The 20,505-nt window shown below is 67.7% G+C and carries 20 protein-coding genes; 7 read left to right on the forward strand and 13 right to left on the reverse strand.

Annotated features, from left to right (window positions below; genetic code table 11):
• Window positions 1–229: 229 nt before the first annotated feature.
• Window positions 230–808: a tyrosine phosphatase family protein gene (locus FZ938_RS06540; RefSeq protein ID WP_149198587.1), complete on the forward strand. Its 579-nt coding sequence runs from the start codon at window positions 230–232 to the stop codon at window positions 806–808.
• A gap of 38 nt (window positions 809–846) precedes the next feature.
• Here FZ938_RS06540 and FZ938_RS06545 read toward each other — a convergent pair whose 3' ends face one another.
• From FZ938_RS06545 to FZ938_RS06555, 3 genes are all read right to left on the reverse strand, one after another.
• Window positions 847–1,482, reverse strand: coding sequence for a 2OG-Fe(II) oxygenase (locus FZ938_RS06545; RefSeq protein ID WP_149197805.1), 636 nt, complete (start codon window positions 1,480–1,482; stop codon window positions 847–849).
• A gap of 78 nt (window positions 1,483–1,560) precedes the next feature.
• Entirely contained in the window at window positions 1,561–2,217 is a 657-nt protein-coding gene (locus FZ938_RS06550; RefSeq protein WP_149197806.1) for a 2OG-Fe(II) oxygenase, read from the reverse strand.
• A gap of 159 nt (window positions 2,218–2,376) precedes the next feature.
• The gene (locus FZ938_RS06555; RefSeq protein ID WP_149197807.1) at window positions 2,377–3,354 is read right to left on the reverse strand and encodes a mitochondrial fission ELM1 family protein; all 978 of its coding nucleotides are present in this window, start codon (window positions 3,352–3,354) and stop codon (window positions 2,377–2,379) included.
• A gap of 152 nt (window positions 3,355–3,506) precedes the next feature.
• Between FZ938_RS06555 and FZ938_RS06560 the strand changes: the two genes are divergently transcribed.
• Window positions 3,507–4,073, forward strand: a complete 567-nt coding sequence (locus tag FZ938_RS06560) for an Lrp/AsnC family transcriptional regulator (protein ID WP_149197808.1) — start codon at window positions 3,507–3,509, stop codon at window positions 4,071–4,073.
• Window positions 4,074–4,092: 19 nt separating this feature from the next.
• On the opposite strand, the gene chrA is transcribed toward FZ938_RS06560, so the two are convergent.
• The gene (chrA, locus tag FZ938_RS06565; RefSeq protein ID WP_149197809.1) at window positions 4,093–5,394 is read right to left on the reverse strand and encodes a chromate efflux transporter; all 1,302 of its coding nucleotides are present in this window, start codon (window positions 5,392–5,394) and stop codon (window positions 4,093–4,095) included.
• A gap of 181 nt (window positions 5,395–5,575) precedes the next feature.
• On the opposite strand from chrA, the gene FZ938_RS06570 reads away from it, so the two are divergent.
• Window positions 5,576–6,505, forward strand: coding sequence for a dienelactone hydrolase family protein (locus FZ938_RS06570; RefSeq protein ID WP_246457680.1), 930 nt, complete (start codon window positions 5,576–5,578; stop codon window positions 6,503–6,505).
• A 48-nt stretch (window positions 6,506–6,553) separates the two neighbouring features.
• On the opposite strand, the gene greA is transcribed toward FZ938_RS06570, so the two are convergent.
• Together greA and carB are read right to left on the reverse strand one after the other, a co-directional pair.
• Window positions 6,554–7,027, reverse strand: coding sequence for a transcription elongation factor GreA (greA, locus tag FZ938_RS06575; RefSeq protein WP_085090382.1), 474 nt, complete (start codon window positions 7,025–7,027; stop codon window positions 6,554–6,556).
• 96 nt (window positions 7,028–7,123) lie between these two features.
• Window positions 7,124–10,372 carry a carbamoyl-phosphate synthase large subunit gene (carB, locus tag FZ938_RS06580; protein WP_149197811.1) on the reverse strand — a complete coding sequence of 1,083 codons (3,249 nt, stop codon included), beginning with the start codon at window positions 10,370–10,372 and terminating at the stop codon, window positions 7,124–7,126.
• Between the two features lie 262 nt (window positions 10,373–10,634).
• Here carB and FZ938_RS06585 point away from each other — a divergent pair, with 262 nt between their 5' ends.
• Both FZ938_RS06585 and FZ938_RS06590 read left to right on the forward strand, forming a co-directional pair.
• Window positions 10,635–11,462: a PAS domain-containing protein gene (locus FZ938_RS06585; protein WP_149197812.1), complete on the forward strand. Its 828-nt coding sequence runs from the start codon at window positions 10,635–10,637 to the stop codon at window positions 11,460–11,462.
• 13 nt (window positions 11,463–11,475) lie between these two features.
• Window positions 11,476–11,847 carry a hypothetical protein gene (locus FZ938_RS06590; RefSeq protein WP_149197813.1) on the forward strand — a complete coding sequence of 124 codons (372 nt, stop codon included), beginning with the start codon at window positions 11,476–11,478 and terminating at the stop codon, window positions 11,845–11,847.
• An 88-nt stretch (window positions 11,848–11,935) separates the two neighbouring features.
• Here the strand turns inward: FZ938_RS06590 and FZ938_RS06595 are convergent, their stop codons facing one another.
• The 5 genes from FZ938_RS06595 to FZ938_RS06615 form a co-directional block, all read right to left on the reverse strand.
• Window positions 11,936–12,553, reverse strand: coding sequence for a cytochrome c3 family protein (locus FZ938_RS06595; RefSeq protein ID WP_149197814.1), 618 nt, complete (start codon window positions 12,551–12,553; stop codon window positions 11,936–11,938).
• On the reverse strand, window positions 12,550–13,086 hold the full coding sequence (locus tag FZ938_RS06600; protein ID WP_174757210.1) for a nitrate reductase cytochrome c-type subunit: 537 nt from the start codon (window positions 13,084–13,086) through the stop codon (window positions 12,550–12,552). Before FZ938_RS06600 ends, FZ938_RS06595 begins: the two co-directional genes overlap by 4 nt.
• A 14-nt stretch (window positions 13,087–13,100) precedes the next feature.
• Window positions 13,101–15,599 (reverse strand): nitrate reductase catalytic subunit NapA, encoded by a 2,499-nt coding sequence (gene napA, locus FZ938_RS06605; protein WP_149197816.1) that lies wholly within the window; start codon window positions 15,597–15,599, stop codon window positions 13,101–13,103.
• A 73-nt stretch (window positions 15,600–15,672) separates the two neighbouring features.
• Complete coding sequence (locus tag FZ938_RS06610; RefSeq protein ID WP_149197817.1) at window positions 15,673–15,939, reverse strand: chaperone NapD; 267 nt, start codon at window positions 15,937–15,939, stop codon at window positions 15,673–15,675.
• Window positions 15,940–15,948: 9 nt separating this feature from the next.
• A complete protein-coding gene (locus tag FZ938_RS06615; protein WP_109075229.1) occupies window positions 15,949–16,143 on the reverse strand; it encodes a periplasmic nitrate reductase, NapE protein in 195 nt (64 codons plus the stop codon).
• Window positions 16,144–16,413: 270 nt separating this feature from the next.
• Between FZ938_RS06615 and FZ938_RS06620 the strand changes: the two genes are divergently transcribed.
• Together FZ938_RS06620 and FZ938_RS06625 are read left to right on the forward strand one after the other, a co-directional pair.
• Window positions 16,414–17,157, forward strand: a complete 744-nt coding sequence (locus tag FZ938_RS06620; protein ID WP_149197818.1) for an MgtC/SapB family protein — start codon at window positions 16,414–16,416, stop codon at window positions 17,155–17,157.
• Window positions 17,158–17,352: 195 nt separating this feature from the next.
• A complete protein-coding gene (locus FZ938_RS06625) occupies window positions 17,353–19,365 on the forward strand; it encodes a sensor histidine kinase (RefSeq protein WP_149197819.1) in 2,013 nt (670 codons plus the stop codon).
• Window positions 19,366–19,375: 10 nt separating this feature from the next.
• On the opposite strand, the gene FZ938_RS06630 is transcribed toward FZ938_RS06625, so the two are convergent.
• Both FZ938_RS06630 and FZ938_RS06635 read right to left on the reverse strand, forming a co-directional pair.
• Complete coding sequence (locus FZ938_RS06630; RefSeq protein WP_149197820.1) at window positions 19,376–19,990, reverse strand: pyridoxamine 5'-phosphate oxidase family protein; 615 nt, start codon at window positions 19,988–19,990, stop codon at window positions 19,376–19,378.
• A complete protein-coding gene (locus FZ938_RS06635; protein ID WP_149197821.1) occupies window positions 19,987–20,487 on the reverse strand; it encodes a DinB family protein in 501 nt (166 codons plus the stop codon). Before FZ938_RS06635 ends, FZ938_RS06630 begins: the two co-directional genes overlap by 4 nt.
• Between the last annotated feature and the right edge of the window lie 18 nt (window positions 20,488–20,505).

Below are 20,505 nucleotides of genomic sequence, written 5' to 3' on the forward strand. Positions count from 1 at the left end.
CCGGCCGGCCGCATCGCCCGTTGCAACGACGGAAGGAGAGGCTTCGTGCGCGGTATTCTGCTGTGGCTGGTCGGCATTCCGATCCCCATCATCCTCCTGCTCTACCTGTTCAACATTCTTTGACCTGACCGCCGGGTTGACGGCGCTGCGGCGCCGGGTGCCAAATACGGCTTCCCAGCTCCTTGCCCGGATCCCTGTTTTCTTCCCTCCGCAATCGAACGAGAGAATGATGGCCAGCGATTTCGTGCCTTTCGGCCTGACCGTCTGCGGTCTCAGCGAGCTTTGCAATTTCGGCGGCGGCAAGGTCAGCCATGTCCTGTCCATCCTCGACCCCGAGATGACGGAGCCGAGCGAGTTCGGCGATTACGGCGAGCATGAGCGGCTGGAACTGCGCTTCCACGACGTCATCGAACCGACCCGTGGCCAGATCGCGCCGGAACGGTCGGATGTGGAGCGTATCCTGGCCTTCGGCCGCGATCTGCTGGCCGAGCCGGTGGATTGCCGCCATCTGCTGGTCCACTGCCATGCCGGCGTGTCGCGGTCCACCGCGGCGCTGACCATGATCCTGGCCCAGGCGCGCCCCGACCTTCCGGCGGCCGATGCGGTGGGGACGGTGGTGGGCATCCGCGCCCAGACCTGGCCCAACCTGCGCATGATCGAGTTCGCCGACGACATCCTCGGCCGCAACGGCGATCTGGTCGCCGCCGTCCGCCAGCGTCACCGCACGCTGGGCAAGCAGCGCCCGGAACTGGTCCAGTTCATGATCGACAATGGCCGCATCCGCGAGGTCGAGGATCTGATCGACTGAGGGGGCGCGGCAGCCCGCCCACCCCCTCGGCCTTTCCCTCAATAACCTGCCGACTGCTGGCCGCCGAAGACGCCCTTCGCCCAGGCGCCGATGCGGTGGCGCCACTGTTCGTGCCAGATATAGACGCTGCCCTTGACCCAGTTCATCTGGATCGCGCGGCGCTGGCCTTCGAAGGGATAGTGGCCGTGCCAGGAGGTGTCGCTGCGGCGGAAGCACATCAGGGTGCCTTCCTCCGGCGGGACCTCGGCGGCGTAATCCTCCAGGTTCTGGGAGCGCAGGATGCGCAGGCGGCCGCCGGTCGCCTCCCAGGGCGGGTTCATGTAGATCAGCACGGTGATGACCTTGCTGGCCGAATCCGGATGGATCTTGCCGTCGGTCGGCCGGCACATGCCGCGCGCCGTGAACATGGTCGGATACTTCGACAGATCCAGATCGAACTTGTCGGAGAAGGCCTTGCAGACCTCCGGCCCCTTCAGTTCGCCGATCATCCGGTCGAAGCTCGGCCCCTGCGGGAAGACGCCCAGCGGGATCGAACCGGGCTTGTCGACCTTGGGATAGTCGCGGTGCAGCTCTTCAAGAAACTCCCGCTTCACGAAACCCGGAACGCACAGGAAATCATAGGGATCGTGCTGCAGGGGGGTGGCGCGGAATTTGTCCAGATCAAGCATGGACATGGCTACGGAACTCCCAAAGAGCGTGCCGACGATGGCTTTGCCCCCCAAAACCGGCGTCACTTAATCACGACGGAAGTTTTATGCAACAGGTTTGTCTGGGAAGCACAATTCTTGCCGCGCCCGCCATTCGGGGCCGACATAGTTGACGATGATCGATTTGCGCACACCGTCGATCGGACGTTTCTCGAACCCATGCCAGGTATTGCTTCCGGGGATGAAGATCAGCCCCTCGTTGAAGGCGTAGGGCGCGCGGGCGACGACCGTCCGGCTCCCGTCCAGCACGTCGGTGCCCCAGTGCGAGCAGTTCGGCCCCTTCGAGAGATAGATCAACATCGTGTATTTCTTGACGCCGATGTCAGTGTGCGGCTCCAGCCAGAAGCCGTCGGTGTCCTGGCAATATTCGATGCGCAGGCTGGTGCCGGTCAGGTCGACGTTGCAGGTCTTCTGGATCGCGTCCACCACCGGGCGGCTCTGGAAGGCCTGGGCCACCGTCTCGCACACCGCGTACCTGCCGCGGTTCTCCTCGCCGAAATAGGTGCGCGACGCGTTGTTGGTCTCGCGCTTGCCGTAGGTGTCGGACACCGGGGGCGGGCCCCAGGGCAGGTCGGCGATGGCGTCGGCGGACTCCTCCGGCAGTGCCTCGGACAGCAGCCAGTGATTGTACGGCTGGTCGAACAGCCGGCTGTTTTCCAGGCAACGCAGAAAGGAGGCGGAAACGGCGTCGGGGGTGGTCATGGCGGCGAAGTTCCGGATGGAAGGACGGCCCCGGACCGTGCTTTTCGGAGACGGCCGGTTCGCCAGCGCTTATGGCATGGCCCACGGCGGAACTCCGCACCCAAACCGGTCTTACCAGCGGGGTGCGCGCATTGGTCGCGCCGCACCCCGCCGGCGTCATCAGGACAGGCCGAAGCGCTTCCGGTGCAGGGACAGGCGGCGGCGCACCTCGTCGGCCACCACCTCAGTCTCGTTCAGCGGCGCATAGTCCCAATGGTCCAGGGAGCCGTCGAAGGGCCGCGTGATGCCGTCCTGGTACAGCCCGTCATGGAAGGCGCGGAACTTGGGCGATCCGCCCTCCAGCTCGATCACATAGACCGGCTTGCCGGTGGAGCAGGCCTCCGACGTCATCGACACGCTGTCGCAGGTCACCACCACCGCGTCGGCGAGGCCGAGATAGGCGAAGTAAGGGTTCTCGCCGGTGCCGTCCCACACCTCCGCCGGCAGGCCGGACAGGCGGGCGCGCAGGATCGCCTCGTTGTCGGCGCCGGTGCGGCGCGACGGGGTGACCATCAGCCCGGCGCCGTGGCTGCGCGTCAGGTTGGCCAGCCGTTCGGCCACGTCGCCCATGATGGTGGGCGTCAGGCGGTAGACGCCGTTGTCGCCGCCGATCAGCACGGCGATGCGCGGATGCGGCAGATGGGCCAGCCGTGGAGCGAATCGCTGTGCCGCGTCGGCCAGGATGGCGGGAGTCACCCGGTGCAGGGCGCCGCGGGTCACCAGCACATTGTCGCCGCGCAGCTTGTCGTGGCGCGGCACGACGACGAGGTCGAACCGGCGCGGGTTCATCACCGGATCCTGGATCTGGACGGTGAAGGTCCGGCCGCCCGACTGGCGGCGCACCGCCAGCGAGACGGCGATGGACTGCCGCCCGGTGCCGATCAGCACGTCGGGCCAGGGCGGCTCCACCGGATCGCCCTTCGGACCGGCGGCGAAGCGGTTGCCGATTCGCCAGTAGGGGGTCAGCTGGCGCCAGGGCGTGCGCAGGTGGACGCGCTTGACGACCGGGGTCAGGCCAAGCGACTCCGCCAGGCCGATGCACTGGTTTTCCATGCCGGCCTTGCCGTCCGACACCACCCAGCAGATCAAAGGTTGCATGAGAACTCGGATCGTTGAGGCTGCGAAGGGGATTGCGGCGAAAAGACCGTTATCCGGGTTGCTCGCCCTTGCGGGGGTTTCCGTCTTGGCGTAGACACCATGCCCGTGTAATATCCTTTCTCCAAATCACCCCCGGAGCGACCGAGTAAACCATGCGGCGGGTCAAACTCGACCGAATTGACCGTCGGATTCTGCGTGATCTGCAGAACGACGGCCGGATGACCAATGTGGAGCTTGCCCGACGTGCCGGCATCTCCGCTCCGCCCTGCCTGCGCCGCGTCCGCGCGCTGGAGGAGGCGGGATTCATCCGTGGCTACCACGCCGACGTCAACCCCGATGCACTGGGGTTCGGCGTCACGGTGTTCGCCCAGGTCGGCCTCAGCAGCCAGGCCGAAGCGGACCTAAAGAAATTCGAGGAGCTCGTCAACAGCTGGCCGCTGGTGCGTGAGTGCAACATGCTGGCCGGCGAATATGATTTCATCCTGAAGATCGTGGCGGAGGACTGGGACGACTACCAGCGCTTCCTGACGACCAAGCTGACGGCGGCCCCCAACGTCGCCCATGTGAAGTCGGCCCTGTCGATCCGCACCAGCAAGCATACCCCTGGCGTTCCCATCGACGTCGATTCGCCCGACATTCCGGAAGGGACCGAGGACGACGAGGACGAGGATTTCGTCGAGAACGAGGCCGAGACGCCCGCCCGCGCCAACCGGCGCTGAGCGGGGTCGGCGTTTCGTTTTATAGGGAAGATGCGGCGAGCGCCTGGAGCAGGCCCGCCGCCGCTCCCCCCAGCACCACCCAGTGGATCGCCATGTTGCGGCGGGTCAGCGCATAGAGCGCGGCCAGCATGATCGCCCAGGTCCAGATCATGTGCCCGGCCGTCTGGCCGTCCGGCAGCAGCACAGCCACACCCAGATAGACACCCAGGTTCAGGATCACCCCCACCACCGCCGCGGCGATGGCGGCCAGCGCCCCCGTGGCCAGACGGTTGTGGATCAGCCGCTCCACATAGGGCGCGCCGGCGAAGATGAACAGGAAGCAGGGCAGGAAGGTCAGGTAGGTCGTCAGCGCCGCCCCCAGCGTCCCCGCCAGCGCCGGCGACAGCGCGCCCGGCCGGTTCCAGCCGGCGAAGAAGCCGACATATTGCGTCACCAGGATCAGCGGACCCGGGGTCGTCTCGGCCAATGCCAAGCCGTCGACCATCTCGCGCGGGCCGAGCCAGCCATAGGCGTCCACCGCCTGCCCGGCGATGTAGGGCAGCACGGCATAGGCGCCGCCGAAGGTGACGAAGGCAGCCTTGGTGAACAGCGCCGCGATGCCCCGCCAGGGATCGGCACCGAAGGCCAGCAGGACCGCTCCGACCGGAACCAGCCACAGCAGCACGAACAGGCCCGCAAGGGCCGCCAGCCGGCCGCGTCCCGGCGCCGGCTCCGCCGGGCCGGCATCGCCGTCGGCCAGCGGATGCGGGTGGGCGAACCAATGGCGGCCCATGCGTGCCGCCACGCCGCCGACCACCGCCGCCGCGCCGATGACCAGTGGGAAGGGCAGGTGCAGCGCGAACAGCGCCAGGAAGGCGGCTCCGGCCATGGCGACGGCCGCCGGCCCCTTCAGCGTGCGGCGGCCCATCCGCCAGACCGCGGCGGCGATGATCGCCACCACCGCCGGCTTGATGCCGTCGAACAGCGCAGCGACCGATCCGGCGTCGCCATGGGCGGCGGCGATCCAGGACAGGGCGAGCAGCACCAGCGCGCCGGGCAGCACGAACAGCCCACCCGCCACCAGCCCGCCTCGCACGCCATACATCCGCCAGCCGATGTAGGTGGCGAGCTGTTGGGCCTCCGGGCCCGGCAGCAGCATGCAGAAGTTCAGCGCATGCAGGAAGCGGGTCTGATCGATCCAGCGGCGGCGGTCGACCAACTCGCCCTGCATCATCGCGATCTGCCCGGCCGGCCCGCCGAAGCTGGTCAGCCCCAGCCGCAGCCAATAGAGACAGAAGGCGCCGAAGGGCGGAGCGGGAGAGGGGGAGGGGGATTCGGTCATGGTCCCGCACCCTAGCGCAAACGCCGCCGCAAGGCAGCCGCCGCAGGGAAGCCACCGACACCCAATCCCGGCGATGGAGACAATTGCGGGGCGCCCATGGTCTTCCGCACCGCGGAGGTTTAATATTGCAACCGCGAGCGCCGCCGTCGTGGCCGGCGCCGGACGTCGGGGACGTTGCAGAATGAAGGCTTCCGCCCGCGGTCGCGCGGCTGTGTTGGGCGCGGCGTTGTGTGCCGGTATCGGGTTGACGGCTCTTGGACAATTGGCGCTGGCGGGGCCGGCGCAGGCCGCCGTCGGCGTCCATGCCGAGGAGATCGTGCGTTTCCCGTCCGTCGATGGGGATCTGACCGGTGGCGCGCCGACGATGCTGAGCGGCCGGCTGCTGCGCCCCGCCGGCAACGGCCCGCATCCGGCGGTGGTCATGCTGCATGGCTGCGGCGGCCTCTTTGCCCGCAACGGCCGGGTGTCGCCGCGCCATGTCTGGTGGGCCACCCACCTGCAGCGGCAGGGCTTCGAGGTGCTGATGGTCGACAGCTTCGGTCCGCGCGATGTGGAGGAGGTCTGCACCACCGCGCTGAAGGACCGCACCGTCCGCGCCACGGTGGAGCGCAAGCGCGACGCCTGGGGGGCGCTGGCCTTCCTGCGCAAGCGGCCGGAGGTCGACCATGCCCGCATCGGCCTGATCGGCTGGTCGCAGGGCGCCGGCACCGTGCTGGCCGCCTATGGGGCGGGCGAGGATGGGCCGGCCGGGACGGAGGAGGGCGGCTTCCGCGCCGCCGTCGCCTTCTACCCCGGCTGCAGGGCGCCGCTGAGCGACGAGGACTGGCAACCCGACGGCCCGTTGCTGCTGCTGATCGGCGGCAAGGACGACTGGACCCCGCCGGAGAGCTGCGTCGAGCTGGCCGGCCGCGACGGGGTCAAGGACAAGGTCGATCTGGTGGTCTATCCCGACGCCTATCACGGCTTCGATGCGCCGGACGCCCCGGTGCGCAAGCGCCAGGACCTCGCCACCGCCCCCGGCGGCACCGCCCATGTCGGCACGAACGAAGACGCCCGCTCGGACGCGATCCGGCGGGTGATGGAGTTCTTCAAGGAGAAGCTCAGGGGGTGATGTACGCCTGATGTCCCCTCTCCCCCGCGGGGAGAGGGGAAAACATCATCAACGGAACTCGACCGAAACGATCTCGTACAGCTTGGAGCCGCCGGGGGTGGAGACCTCCACGCTGTCGCCGACGGCCTTGTTGATCAGGGCGCGGGCCAGCGGCGCCTGGATCGACAGAAGGCGGTTCTTGATGTCGCTCTCGTCCTGGCCGACGATCTGATAGGTCGTCTCCTCATCCGTGTCCTGGTCGGCCAGGGTCACGGTCGCACCGAACTTCACGGTGTTGCCGGTCAGCTTGGCCGGGTCGATGACCTCCGCCCGGCTGATCTTGTCCTCAAGCTCCAGGACGCGGCCTTCAATGAAGCTCTGACGTTCGCGCGCCGCGTGATATTCGGCGTTTTCCGAAAGGTCGCCATGTTCGCGGGCTTCCGCGATTGCTTTGATGACCGCCGGGCGTTCGGTGATCTTAAGGTGCTTCAATTCCTCCTGGAGGCGGTTGAAGCCCGCCGCTGTCATCGGAACTTTTTCCATGTTCGGTCCATCACCGCTTGCAGTCGTTCGACCTGTCCAAAGCGACATCAAGGACGAAGACGGCGCGGAGGAGGTCCGCCGCGCCGTCGTCCGTCCTTAATACGATCCGCTAAGGTACGACTGCAACGGGGCGACTTCAAGGCTGCCGTTCCGGAGTGCGGCAATCGCTTCCACCGCCGCGCGTGCTCCCGCTACGGTGGTGTAATACGGAATGTTGTAGGTCAGCGCGGTGCGACGCAGGCTGAAGCTGTCGGCCAGCGCCTGGGCGCCTTCCGTGGTGTTGATGACCAGATGCACGTCGCCGTTGATCATGGCGTCGACGATGTGCGGCTGCCCTTCCACCACCTTGTTGATGGTCTCCGCCGGCACGCCGGCATCGTTCAGCACCTTGGCGGTGCCGGACGTGGCGAGGATGCGGAAGCCCATCTCGTGCAGCTTCTTGGAGATCACCGCCAGCGCCGGCTTGTCGTGGTCCTTGACCGAGACGAAGACGCTGCCCTTGACCGGCAGGGTGACGCCGGCGCCGAGCTGCGCCTTGGCGAAGGCGAGCGCGAAGTTGTGGTCGAGGCCCATGACCTCGCCCGTCGACTTCATCTCCGGACCCAGCACGATGTCGACGCCGGGGAAGCGGGCGAAGGGGAAGACCGCTTCCTTCACCGCGGTGTGCGGCGGGGTCGGGCCGTTCAGGGTGAAGGCGCCCAGCTTCTCGCCCGCCATGACGCGGGCCGCGATCTTGGCGATGGCGGTGCCGGTGGCCTTGGCGACGAAGGGCACCGTGCGGCTGGCGCGCGGGTTGACCTCCAGGATGTAGACGGTGCCGTCCTTGACCGCGAACTGCACGTTCATCAGGCCGACCACCTTCAGCGCATGGGCGAGCGCGTCCGACTGGCGGTTGATCTCGGCGATGATGTCGGCCGGCAGCGTGTAGGGCGGCAGGGCGCAGGCGCTGTCGCCGGAATGGATGCCGGCCTCCTCGATGTGCTCCATCACGCCGGCGACATAGACGTCGGTGCCGTCGCAGACGACGTCGACGTCGACCTCGATGGCGTCCTGCAGGTAGCTGTCGATCAGCACCGGGTTCTTGCCCGACACCTGCACGGCGGTGCCCATGTAGCGCTGGAGCCCGGCCATGTCGTGAACGATCTCCATCGCCCGGCCGCCCAGCACGTAGGACGGACGGATGACGACCGGGAAGCCGATGCGGGTGGCGACCGCCTCGGCCTCCTCCAGCGAGCGGGCGAGGCCGTTGGCCGGCTGCTTCAGGTTCAGCTCATGCAGCAGCTTCTGGAAGCGCTCGCGGTCCTCGGCCAGATCGATGGCGTCGGGCGAGGTGCCCAGGATCGGGATGCCGGCGGCCTCCAGCGCGGCGGCGAGCTTCAGCGGGGTCTGGCCGCCGAACTGCACGATGCAGCCCAGCACGGTGCCGTTGCGCTGCTCGACCCGCACCAGCTCCACCACGTCCTCGGCCGTCAGCGGCTCGAAATACAGGCGGTCGGCGGTGTCGTAGTCGGTGGAGACGGTCTCCGGGTTGCAGTTGACCATGATGGTCTCGATGCCGGCCTCCTGCAGAGCGTAGACGGCATGGACGCAGCAATAGTCGAACTCGATGCCCTGGCCGATGCGGTTCGGACCGCCGCCGAGGATGACGACCTTCTTCGCTTCGGTCGGCTCGGACTCGCACTCCGCCTCGCCGGTCCCGTCGGTCTCGTAGGTCGAGTACATGTAGGGGGTGGCCGACGCGAATTCGGCGGCGCAGGTGTCGATGCGCTTGTAGACCGGGGTGACGCCGGCCATGCGGCGCGCCGCGGCGACCGCCGCCTCGCTGGTCTTGGCCAGCTCGGCCAGGCGGGCGTCGGAGAAGCCCATCTGCTTCAGCTTCAGCCAGCCGGCCTTGTCGGTCGGCAGGCCGCCGTCGCGGATCGCCGCCTCGCGGTCGGTGATCTCCTTGATCTGCTCCAGGAACCACGGGTCGTACTTGGAGACGGCCTGCACCTCGTCGATGGTGAAGCCGTGGCGGAAGGCCTGGGCGATCACCAGCAGGCGGTCGGGGGTCGGGGTGGCCAGCGCGCCGCGGATGGCGGTGCGGTCCGGGTTCTCCTCCCCGCCGATCTTCAGCTCGTTGAAGCCGGTCAGGCCGGTCTCCATCGAGCGCAGCGCCTTCTGCACCGACTCCTGGAAGGTGCGGCCGATCGACATCGCCTCGCCCACCGACTTCATCGAGGTGGTCAGCAGCGGCTCCGACCCCTTGAACTTCTCGAAGGTGAAGCGCGGCATCTTGGTGACGACATAGTCGATCGTCGGCTCGAAGCTCGCGGGCGTGGTGCCGGTGATGTCGTTGGTCAGCTCGTCCAGGCGGTAGCCGACGGCCAGCTTGGCGGCGATCTTGGCGATCGGGAAGCCGGTGGCCTTCGACGCCAGCGCCGAGGAGCGCGACACGCGCGGGTTCATCTCGATCACGATCAGGCGGCCGTTGGCCGGGTTGACCGCGAACTGGACGTTCGACCCGCCGGTGTCCACCCCGATCTCGCGCAGCACCGCGATCGAGGCGTTGCGCATGATCTGGTATTCCTTGTCCGTCAGCGTCAGCGCCGGCGCGACCGTGATCGAGTCGCCGGTGTGGACGCCCATCGGATCGATGTTCTCGATGGCGCAGACGATGATGCAGTTGTCGGCGCCGTCGCGCACGACCTCCATCTCATATTCCTTCCAGCCCAGCACCGATTCCTCGATCAGCACCTCGCCGACCGGGCTGGCGCGCAGGCCGCCGCGCACGATGTCCTCGAACTCCGCCCGGTTGTAGGCGATGCCGCCGCCGGTGCCGGCCAGCGTGAAGCTGGGACGGATGATCGCCGGCAGCCCGACGATCTCCAGCGCGTCCATCGCCTCGTCCAGAGTGCGGACCATGCGCGATTTCGGCGATTCCAGGCCCAGCTTGTCCATGGCGTCGCGGAACAGGATGCGGTCCTCGGCCTTGGCGATGACGTCGCGCTTGGCGCCGATCATCTCCACGCCGAGCCGCTCCAGCGTGCCGTCGTCGGACAGCGCCATCGCCGTGTTCAGCGCGGTCTGGCCGCCCATGGTCGGCAGCAGGGCGTCGGGACGCTCCTTCTCCAGGATCTTGGCGACGACGGCCGGGGTGATCGGCTCGATGTAGGTGGCGTCGGCCAGACCGGGGTCGGTCATGATGGTGGCCGGGTTGGAGTTGACGAGGATGACCCGATAGCCTTCCTCGCGCAGCGCCTTGCACGCCTGAACGCCGGAATAGTCGAACTCGCAAGCCTGTCCGATGACGATCGGACCCGCGCCGATGATGCAGATGGATTTGATGTCGGTGCGTTTGGGCATGGGTCCGCTTCTCTGAAGTGTGGTCAGCCGAAAACCCCCCGGCGCCGGAGGACCGGAGACGGAGAGCGGGGATGGGCATGTCGTGCAAGGCCCCCTTATAGGGGGTTCCGGGCCGGGGGGGAAGGGGTGGCATGGATGCCACCCTCGCATGACTGAATCTCGGGCAGGACAGTTCCGGCCCATGCGGCCCTTGAACCGATGGGGAAAGGGACGCATCAATTCCCATTCTCCCGTTTCGCATACCCTTTGGAGATACGCCCCGATGAGCCACGCCTTCGCCAAGGACAGCCGCGCCTGCGCAGCCTGCGTCTCGTGGGGCGGGGAGCGCGCGCTGTCGGAGGACAACACGCTGGTGTACGTCGCCCGCCACGGGGTGGAGGGCGAATGCCGCACCGCCAGCAGCCAGGACTACCGCCGCGTCACCAAGGGCTATCACACCTGCACCGCCTGGGCGCCGCTGCCGATGCTGAAGAAGCATGGCGGACGGATCGGCCACACGCCGGCGGGACAGGCGCACACGCTGGTCACCGCCGCGGCCTCGCGGCCGATGCCTCCCGTCTCCCAACCGGTGCCGGCCGCCGCCGCCTTCGCCGACGCGCCGGTCGCGACGCCGGTGCTCGACGTGCCGCCGCCGCCCTGCCGGGCCGACCCGATCGACGTGGAGCAGTCGCCGCAGGTCCGGGTGCTCTACACCCACTGGCTCCGGCTGAAGCGCAAGCGCCGCATGCCGCTGGCGACGGAGATCGACACCTCGCAGGTTCGCGAAAGCGTGCCGCGCATCGCCCTGATGGAGCCGACCGCCGACGGCACCGATTTCGTCTACAAATCCTGCGGCCGCGCCCTGCAACGCCGGCTGTCCGAACGGCCGACGACGCGGCGGGTAAGCGACTGCCATCCGGAGCAGGCGGCGAAGCGCTGGCTGTCCGACCTGCGCGCCTGCCTGGAGAGCGGCGAGCCGCGCTGCCTGCTGGTGCGCGATGACCCGATGCTGCCGGGGGCGAAGTTCGTCGAGTTGCTGCTGCCGCTGGCCGATGTCGAGGGTGGTCCGGCAACGCGCGTGCTCGCCTACCGCCACGTGCCGGGCGGCTGAGGGGGCGGCGGCGATGGGGGAGGGGCAGAAGGAAGGGCAAAAGGGAGAAGGACCCGGTCCGGAGATCGTCGGCGTCTGGCCGGCGGCGGTGTGGATCATCGTCGGCGCCGGCCATTACCTGAACGACCCCGATCATTTCGCCGGCTGGAAGGGCGCTCTGTATTTCGTGCTGGGTACAGGGGTGGTGGCGCTGGTCGGCGGAATCGCCGGCCTGTCGGCCCGCCGCACCGTCGCCGGCATCCAGGAGCGATTGCTGAAGGAGGTCCGCCACCGGCGCGATTGGGCGAGCTGGTGGGTGGCGCTGGGTTTGCGCGGCTTGGTGGGCTTGGGCGAGGCGGTGCTGGTGACGCTGCTGGCTCTGTGGGTGGTGGCGATGCTGGGGTAGGTGTCTGATTCGAATGCCTCCCACGTTTCCCGTGAAACGCAAACAGCCCCGCTCCTTCCGGAGACGGGGCTGTTGCAGCAACTGATCCTTACTTGGCGCTGGTCTTCATGCTCCAGCCGGGCTCCACGCCGTGCATGTCGGGCAGGCGGTGGGCGATGCCCTTGTGGCAGTCGATGCAGGTGTTCTCGCCGGTGAACAGGTAGGTCTCGTGCATCTTCGCGGCGCGCGGATTCTGTTTGGTGATGTCCATCGAATCGGCGCTGTGGCAGTTGCGGCATTCCAGCGAGTTGTTGTTCTTCAGCCGCGCCCATTCGTGCTCGGCCAGTTCGCGGCGCTTGTCCAGGAACTTCTCGCGGGTGTCGATGGTGCCGAAGATCTTGCCCCAGACCTCCTTGGATGCCTGCATCTTGCGGGCGATCTTGTCGGTCCACTGGTGCGGGACGTGGCAGTCGGGGCAACTGGCGCGCACGCCCGACCGGTTGGTGAAGTGGATGGTCTGCTTCAACTCCTCATAGGGATTGTCGCGCATCTCGTGGCAGCTGATGCAGAAGGCTTCCTTGTTGGTTGCCTCCAGGGCGGTGTTGAAGCCGCCCCAGAAGACGACGCCGGCGATGAAGCCGCCCAGCGTCAGGAAACCCAGGCTGAAATGGACGCTGGGACGGGCGAACAGCCGCCAGAGGCCCAGCAGGGCGGAGCGGATCGTCATTTCTGGCCGCCTTGGGCATGGCCCAGGACCGAGTCGAAGTCTTGGAAGCTGTTGGGAACGATCGGCTGGGCGTCGGTCTGCGGCACATGGCACTGGGTGCAGAAGTAGCGGCGCGCCGCCACCGTGCCCAGGGTCTGGCCGTCACGGTCCTGGAAATGGGTGACCGACAGCATCGGCGCCTGCGAGCCGGCCGTGTTGCGGCGGTCGTGGCAGGTCAGGCACTTGTTGATGTTCAGGTCGATCTGATAGTCGCGGATGGCATGCGGGATCAGCGGCGGCTGGTCGGCGTAGTTGCGCACGCGCTTCTGGTCGTCGGTGATCTCGCGGTGGGTCGCCTCGGCCGGGACATCCAGCGTGATCGGGTGGTTGGCGGAGGGGACCTTGATCCCCCCGACCGTGCCGGTGCCGCTGGAAACGATGCCGCTGGAAACCGCGGGCTTGTCGGCGGCCACGCCGTTGGTGGCGACGCCGATGGTCAGGGCCGGAACGCCGGCCAGAAGGGCCAGCGCGGCAATCAGGAAACGGGTCTTCATGATGCCGACACTCCTCAGGCGTTCACGGGCGTGATCTTGACCGCGCATTTCTTGTAGTCGGTCTGCTTGCTGATGGGGTCGGTGGCGTCGAGCGTCACCTTGTTGATGAGGACCGTCTGGTCGAAGAAGGGGACGAAGACCAGGCCGCGCGGCGGCTTGTTGCGTCCGCGCGTCTCGACCCGCACCCGCACCTCGCCCCGGCGGGAGGTGACGCGCACCTCCTGGCCGCGCCGGACGTTCAGCTCCTTGGCGTCGTCGGGGTGCATGAAGACCACGGCGTTGGGGAAGGCCTTGCGCAGTTCGGGAACCCGCATGGTCATCGACCCGCTGTGCCAATGCTCGATCACGCGGCCGGTGCTGAGCCAGAACGGATAGTCGGCATCGGGCGCCTCGGCCGGCGGCTCGTAGGGCAGGGCGAAGACGTTGGCCTTGCCGTCCTTGTTGCCGTAGAAGCGCATGCCCTCGCCGGCCTTCACGTAGGGGTCGGAGCCCTCGCGGTAGCGCCACTTGGTCTCCTTGCCGTCCACCACCGGCCAGCGCAGGCCGCGTTCCTGGTGGTACTGTTCGAAGGGCGCCAGATCGTGGCCATGGCCGCGGCCGAAGGCGGCATATTCCTCGAACAGGCCCTTCTGGACGTAGAAGCCGGCTTCCTTGGCCTCAAAGTTGTTGTAGTTCGGGTCGAGGTCGGACAGCGGGAAGCGGTCGACCTGACCGTTGCGGAACAGCACGTCGTAGAGGGTCTTGCCGCGCAGTTCCGGCTTCTTGTTCAGCAGTTCCTCCGGCCACACCTCCTCGATCTGGAAGCGCTTGGAGAACTGCATGATCTGCCACAGGTCGGACCGCGCGCCGTCCGGCGCGTCGACCAGCTGGCGCCACAGCTGGGTGCGGCGCTCGGCGTTGCCGTAACCGCCCTCCTTCTCCACCCACATGGCGGTGGGCAGGATCAGGTCGGCGGCCAGCGCCGTGACGGTCGGGTAGGGATCGGAGACGACGACGAAGTTCTCCGGGTTGCGGTAGCCGGGGAAGGTCTCCTTCGCCGTGTTCGGGGCCGTCTGCATGTTGTTGTTGCACATGACCCAGTAGGCGTTGAGCTTGCCGTCCTTGAGCATGCGGTCCTGCTGGACGGCGTGGTAGCCGACCTTGTCGGGGATGGTCCCCTCCGGCAGCTTCCAGATCTCCTCGGCGTGTTTGCGGTGCTCGGGGTTGGTCACCACCATGTCGGCGGGCAGCCGGTGGGAGAAGGTGCCGACCTCGCGCGCGGTGCCGCAGGCCGACGGCTGGCCGGTCAGCGAGAAGGGGCCGCTGCCGGGCTGGGAGATTTTGCCGGTCAGCAGGTGGATGTTGTAGACGAGGTTGTTGGCCCAGACGCCGCGGACATGCTGGTTGAAGCCCATGGTCCAGAAGGACACGACCTTCACCTTCGGGTCGGCGTACAGCTCGGCCAGCGCCTCAAGCCGGTTCTTCGGCACGCCCGACAGCTCGTGCGCCTTGTCCAGCGTGTAGGGTTCGACGAACTTGGCGAACTCGTCGAAGGTGATCGGATCGGAATCGTTGGCCTTGTCGGCGTTCTTCGCCTTCTTCTCCAAGGGGTTGTCGGGACGCAGGCCATAGCCGATGTCGTCGCGGCCGCGCTTGAAGTTGCAGTGTTTCTCGACGAACTCCTTGTTCACCCGGCCGGTCTTGATGATGTGATTGGCGATGTAGTTCAGGATCGCCAGATCGGACCCGGGGGTGAAGACCAGGCCGATGTCGGCGAGGTCGAAGCTGCGGTGCTCGAAGGTGGAAAGGACGGCGACCTTGCAGCCGGGGTGGCTGAGGCGGCGGTCGGTGACGCGGGTCCACAGGATGGGGTGCATCTCCGCCATGTTGGAGCCCCACAGCACGAAGGCGTCGGCCTGCTCCATGTCGTCGTAGCAGCCCATCGGCTCGTCCATGCCGAAGGTGCGCATGAAGCCGGCCACCGCCGACGCCATGCAGTGGCGGGCGTTCGGATCCAGGTTGTTGGAGCGCAGCCCGGCCTTCATCAGCTTGGAGGCGGCATAACCCTCGTAGATCGTCCACTGGCCGGAGCCGAACATGCCGACGGCGGTCGGACCCTTCTTCTTCAGGGTCTCCTTCCACTTCTGCGCCATGATGTCGAAGGCGGCATCCCAGGTGATCGGCTCGAACTCGCCATCCTTGTCGAACTTGCCGTCCTTCATGCGCAGCAGCGGCTGGTTCAGCCGGTCCTCGCCATACATGATCTTCGACAGGAAATAGCCCTTCACGCAGTTCAGGCCGCGGTTCACCTCGGCCTTCACGTCGCCGTGGGTGGCGACCACGCGGCCGTCCTTGACGCCGACCATCACGCTGCAGCCCGTGCCGCAGAAACGGCAGGGCGCCTTCGACCAGTTCAGCTTGGCGCCTTCACCGGTCAGGATGTTGGCGGCCGATGCGGGCAGCGAGATTCCGGCCGCCGCGGCGGCGGCAGCGGCGGCTTGCGCCTTCAGGTAATCGCGGCGGGACAGGAACATGGCAGGCAGACTCCAGTTTCGGAGGAAATTCGGTCGGGAAGAGCGGATGCGGCGCGCCCGGATGGCGGTGCCGTCAGGCGGCGTCGATCGCGTCCGCGGGTTCGTAGTGGTGGTAGACCATGGTGGTGCTGTGCACGCCGGGGACGGCGTTCAGCAGGGCGATGCGGTCGACCACCTCGGCCGCGCTGGCGGTGACCAGGGTCACCACCGCCTTGCCGTTCTCCGCCGCGCACCACTCCAGCCCGGCGACGGAGGCCGCCACCTCGCGCACCGCGTCGGTGCGGTCGGGGCTGTGCTGGATCACGAGGCTGGAGATGTGGACTTCTGGGGCGCGGGGCATATCGGGGACTCAGTGGGTGAGGAGCTGGTACATCCAGATCGAGAATCCGTAGGCGGAGACGGTGCCGACGGCGATCACCGGCCAGACCAGGAATGCCAGCGACAGGAACATCAACCCTTCGGCCCGGCGGGTCGGGGCCGGCGCGGAGTCGGTCGCCTTCCGGTCGGACGGATGGGACAGGACGGGGGAGGGGATGGGCCTCATGGCGACACTCTCGGGCAGAGCGGGAATGGATCGGGCGGGAATGGTTTGAGCCGGCTCAGGTGCCAATCCTTTTGGCTGGTCCTTAGGTGCCGGTTTTCGGCCCTTAGTATCGGTACTTTCCGGCGGGCTGGAATTGACCCAGGTCAAGCGAGGCCATACACGCCCTGTGACGGAATGGCGCCTTGCGCCGCGCGGGCGCTCCGGCCCCGGCTGCGCTAGACTGGCGCCGAGGGCATGAGCCGGACGCTCCGGTTTGCGATAGGATGGGCCATGGACTTGCTGCGCTCCTACTGGTCGCCGGCCGAACTGGCGACCAACGGTTTGATTCTCCTGCATCTTCTGGGGGCTTTGGCGGTCGGGCTGCTGCTGGGGTACGAGCGCAGCTATCACGGCCGGGCGGCTGGGATGCGGACCTATGGGCTGGTCTGCCTGGCGTCGGCCGCGCTGACGGTGGTCAACGCCTACCCGTCGATGTGGTATGGCGGCATCGGGACGCAGGGGGCGGCGCAGGGGACGGCGCTGGCCGGCGATCCGACGCGGGTGATCCAGGGCATCGTCACCGGCATCGGCTTCCTCGGCGCCGGGGTCATCATGCGCGAAGGTCTGTCGATCCGCGGCCTGTCCACCGCCGCGTCGATCTGGGCGACCTCGGCCATCGGCATCACCATCGGACTCGGCTTCTATATGGTCGCCATCGCGGCGGCGCTGCTGACCATTCTGGTGATGAGCCTGCTGCGACCGGTCGAACGGCTGCTGCCCCATCAGTCGGTGGTCCATCTGACGCTGGTCTTCCCGCGCGACAAGGCGCCGCCGCCTGAGGCGTTGCGGGCGCAGGCCAAGGCGCACGGGTTCGAGGTGATCGACTGGGCCTTTCACCTCGCCAGCGGCAGCGGCCAGTTCGAATGCCAGCTGGTGCTGCAGGGAAAGGGCGATCCGGATCCGATGGCGCTGGTCGGCGCCCTTGCCTCGACCGACGCCGTCGTGGAGTTCAGGCTGTCTCCCTCGCGCATCTGAGGCGGCTCAAGAAGGAATGGCGGTTCCGGAGGACAAAATACATACCAGCTTAATCTTTTCCTAAAACTTTAGCTTTATTGATGCCTTGCTATGACGACGGACTTGAACAACGGCCGTGGAGGCGGAAGCGGGAAAGGCTGTTTGCCGGCCCGGCGGTCGGTCGGCGGCGCATGCGACGCGGCTCCCGCGGCTTCGATGTCCGTTCGTCTTCCCCGGATCGCAAGGCTGTTCGTCCTGCTCTGGGCGGCCCTGCCGTGGTTCGCCGGTGTGGCGCATGCGGCGGGAGCGGCCGTGGAGCCCTTGCTGCTTGGCCCCACCACCACCAGCGCGACTCTGGCCGGCCATTTCGCCCGGCTGATCGATCCCGACCGCAAGCTGGACTTCGCCGACGTTCTGAACGCCGATGCCGAGGGAGGGATGGAGCCGCGGGAGGATTTCCGCGGCGCCGGCCAGACCCGCGACATCCATTGGTACCGCTTCGACCTGATGCGCGCCCCCGGCGCCCCGGCGGACTGGCTGCTGGAGATGGGCGAGGCCTATATCGACCATCTCGACCTGTTCATTCCAAAGGCGACGGCGGCGGCAAAGGTGGCGGGGGGCCGGCCGCAGGAACCTGCCGCCTACCGGCTGGTCCGGCTGGGCGATTTCGTCCCCTTCAGCCAGCGGCCGATGAAGACCCGTCTGCACGCCCTGCCGCTGACCCTGCCGGAGGGAAAGCCGGTCTCGCTTTATCTGCGCGTCGATTCGGTCAGCGCCATCCGCCTGTCGGCGCGGGTGTGGTCACCCTCCGCCTATATCGGCCACCAGACGACCGATCTGCTGTTCCAGGGCCTGTTCCTGGGTGTGCTGGGCATCCTGGTCCTGGGCTATGTCGCGCTTGGCCTGCTTCTGCGCGACGGTGCGCTGCTCGCCTACACCGGCTATGTCGCCACCGTCTTCTGTTACTACCTGTTCGCCAACGGCATCGCCGCCACCCTGCTGCCGGACCTGCCGGGCTGGTTCATGAACATGATGGTGGGCAGCAGCGGTTTCCTGGGCTTTGCCGCGGCGCTGATCATGTGGGTCTATATCCTCGACCTGCGGACCTGGGCGCCCTGGCTGCGCCGCTGTTACCAGGGGCTGGCGCTGCTGGCCCTGCTGATGCTGCCGTCGACGGTTTCGCCGCTCTACACCCTGACCAATCCGATCGTGACGGTGTCGGCGCTGATCGTGGTGGTGGTCGCGCTGGTGCTGACCGCGCGGATGGCTTGGCTGAACCGCGGCGACCCGACCCCGCGCTTCTACCTTGCCAGCACGCTGATCTCGCTCGGCGGACTGCTGTTGACGCAGATGTCGCTGCGCGGCGTCCTGCCGGCCGATTTCGCCGTCGCCGATCCCTATCAGATTTCCTCGATGCTGGCGGTGCTGGTGCTGGGCACCGGTCTGGCCTTGCGCATCGGCCGCCTGCAGACGGAGCGGCTGCGCGCCCGCGAGGAATCGGCCTTCGCCACCAAGCGGGCGGAGGAGCAGCGCAGCTTCGTCGCCATGCTGTCGCACGAGTTCCGCACCCCCCTGGCCTCCATCGACAGCGCCGCGCAGATGATCGAGCTGTCGGGCGCGGTGGAGGCACCGTCGGCGGTGACCCGGCTGCAGCGCATCCGCAACACCACCCGCAAGATGGCGGAACTGGTGGAGCTGTTCCTGTCCGCCGACGCGCTGGACCAGGGGGCGCTGGCCCTGAAGCCGGAGCCGGTGGCGCTGGGCCAGTTGTTGGAGGAGGTTCGGGCCGGCCTGACGGGGACGGAGGCGGAAGAGCGTCTGGAGTTGTCGGTGGAGGTCCCCGACCGCGCGCTTCTGGCCGACGCGCCGTTCCTGGGGGTGGCGATCGGCAATCTGGTGCAGAACGCGCTGCGCTACTCGCCACCGGAAACGCCGGTCCGGGTGAGCGCCGGCGAGGATGGGAGCGGCATCGTCATCCGCGTCGCCGACCGGGGTCGCGGCATGAGCCCCGACGAGGTGGAGCGCATCGGTTCGATCTATTTCCGCGCCTCGTCCTCGCGTGGGACCAAGGGGTCGGGGCTGGGGCTCTATATGACGCAGAAGATCGTCGCCGCCCATGGCGGAACCCTGACGGTGGAGAGCGTGCGCGACGAGGGCTCGGTCTTCACCATCAGGCTGCCCGATGACGGCGCAAAGCTGCCGGCCGTCGGCAGGCTTGCCGCGCAATAGCGGTGGCGGTTCAGTAGAGCGACTTCGGGATCCGCTCGGCCAGCGACCGGTCATAGGCGTCGCCGCCCTCGCGTCCGGCGCTGGCCTCCGCCAGCAATGCGCCCACCGACGGCAGGTCGCTCCGCGGCACCTGGGCCGTCGGGTCCCACAGGCGGGAGCGCAGCAGGGCGCGGGCGCACTGGAAGAACACCGTCTCGATGGTGACCACCAGCACCGACTTCGGCGCCTTGCCGTCGACGGCGAAGCTGTCGCACAGCGCGGGGGCGGTATCGATCACGGCGCGGCCGTTGACGCGCAGGGTCTCGTTCAGGCCCGGCACCAGGAACAGCAGCCCGACCCGCGGATCGGCCAGGATGTTGCGCAGGCTGTCGATGCGGTTGTTGCCGCGGCGGTCGGGGACCAGCAGGGTTCGGTCGTCCGCGACCCGGACGAAGCCCGGCCCGTCGCCGCGCGGCGAAGCGTCCAGCCCGCCCGGCCCGCTGGTGGCGAGGACGAAGAAGGGCGATGCCTCGATCAGCGCGCGATAGCCGGGGGTCAGCGCCGGCACCTCCTTGGCGATGGAGGCGGTGGCCGGCTCGCCATAGAGGGCTTCCAGTGCGGCGATGTCGGTGATGCGGCGGCTCATTTCGACTCCAGCAGGAAATAGACGAAATCCAGCACCGGAGTCGCCAGCCCAAACTGGCCCAGCAGCGTGTGGGCCTGTCCGCGATGATGGGTCTGGTGGTTGAAGACGTGGGTCAGGATCTGGGCGAAGGGCAGTTCATAGGGCGCGCCGGCCATGCTGCGGTAGGAGAGGACCGACTCGAACCGCTCCGCCGGAGTCGCGGCGACCACGCGCAGGATGCGCTCGTCCTCCGCCTCGCGGGCGGCGCGCAACGCGGCGAAATCGTCATGCAGGATCTCGTCGAGCGACGACGGCTTCGGCCCGCTGCCCTCGATCCGCTCCAGCCAAACCCGGTCGGCGACCAGGATGTGGTTCAGCGTGCCGCACGTCGAGCCGAAGAAGGCGCCGCGATCCTCGCGGAACTGCGCATCGGACAACTGGGCCGCGGCGTCGTACAGGCGGCGGTTGGCCCAGCGGTTGTAGCGGGCGAGGGTCTCGAAATGCGGCTTGGGATCCATAGGGAGCCTCTTACGGGG

Origin of the sequence: Azospirillum oryzae (assembly GCF_008364795.1) — a bacterium.
In the GTDB taxonomy this organism is placed as follows: domain Bacteria; phylum Pseudomonadota; class Alphaproteobacteria; order Azospirillales; family Azospirillaceae; genus Azospirillum; species Azospirillum oryzae.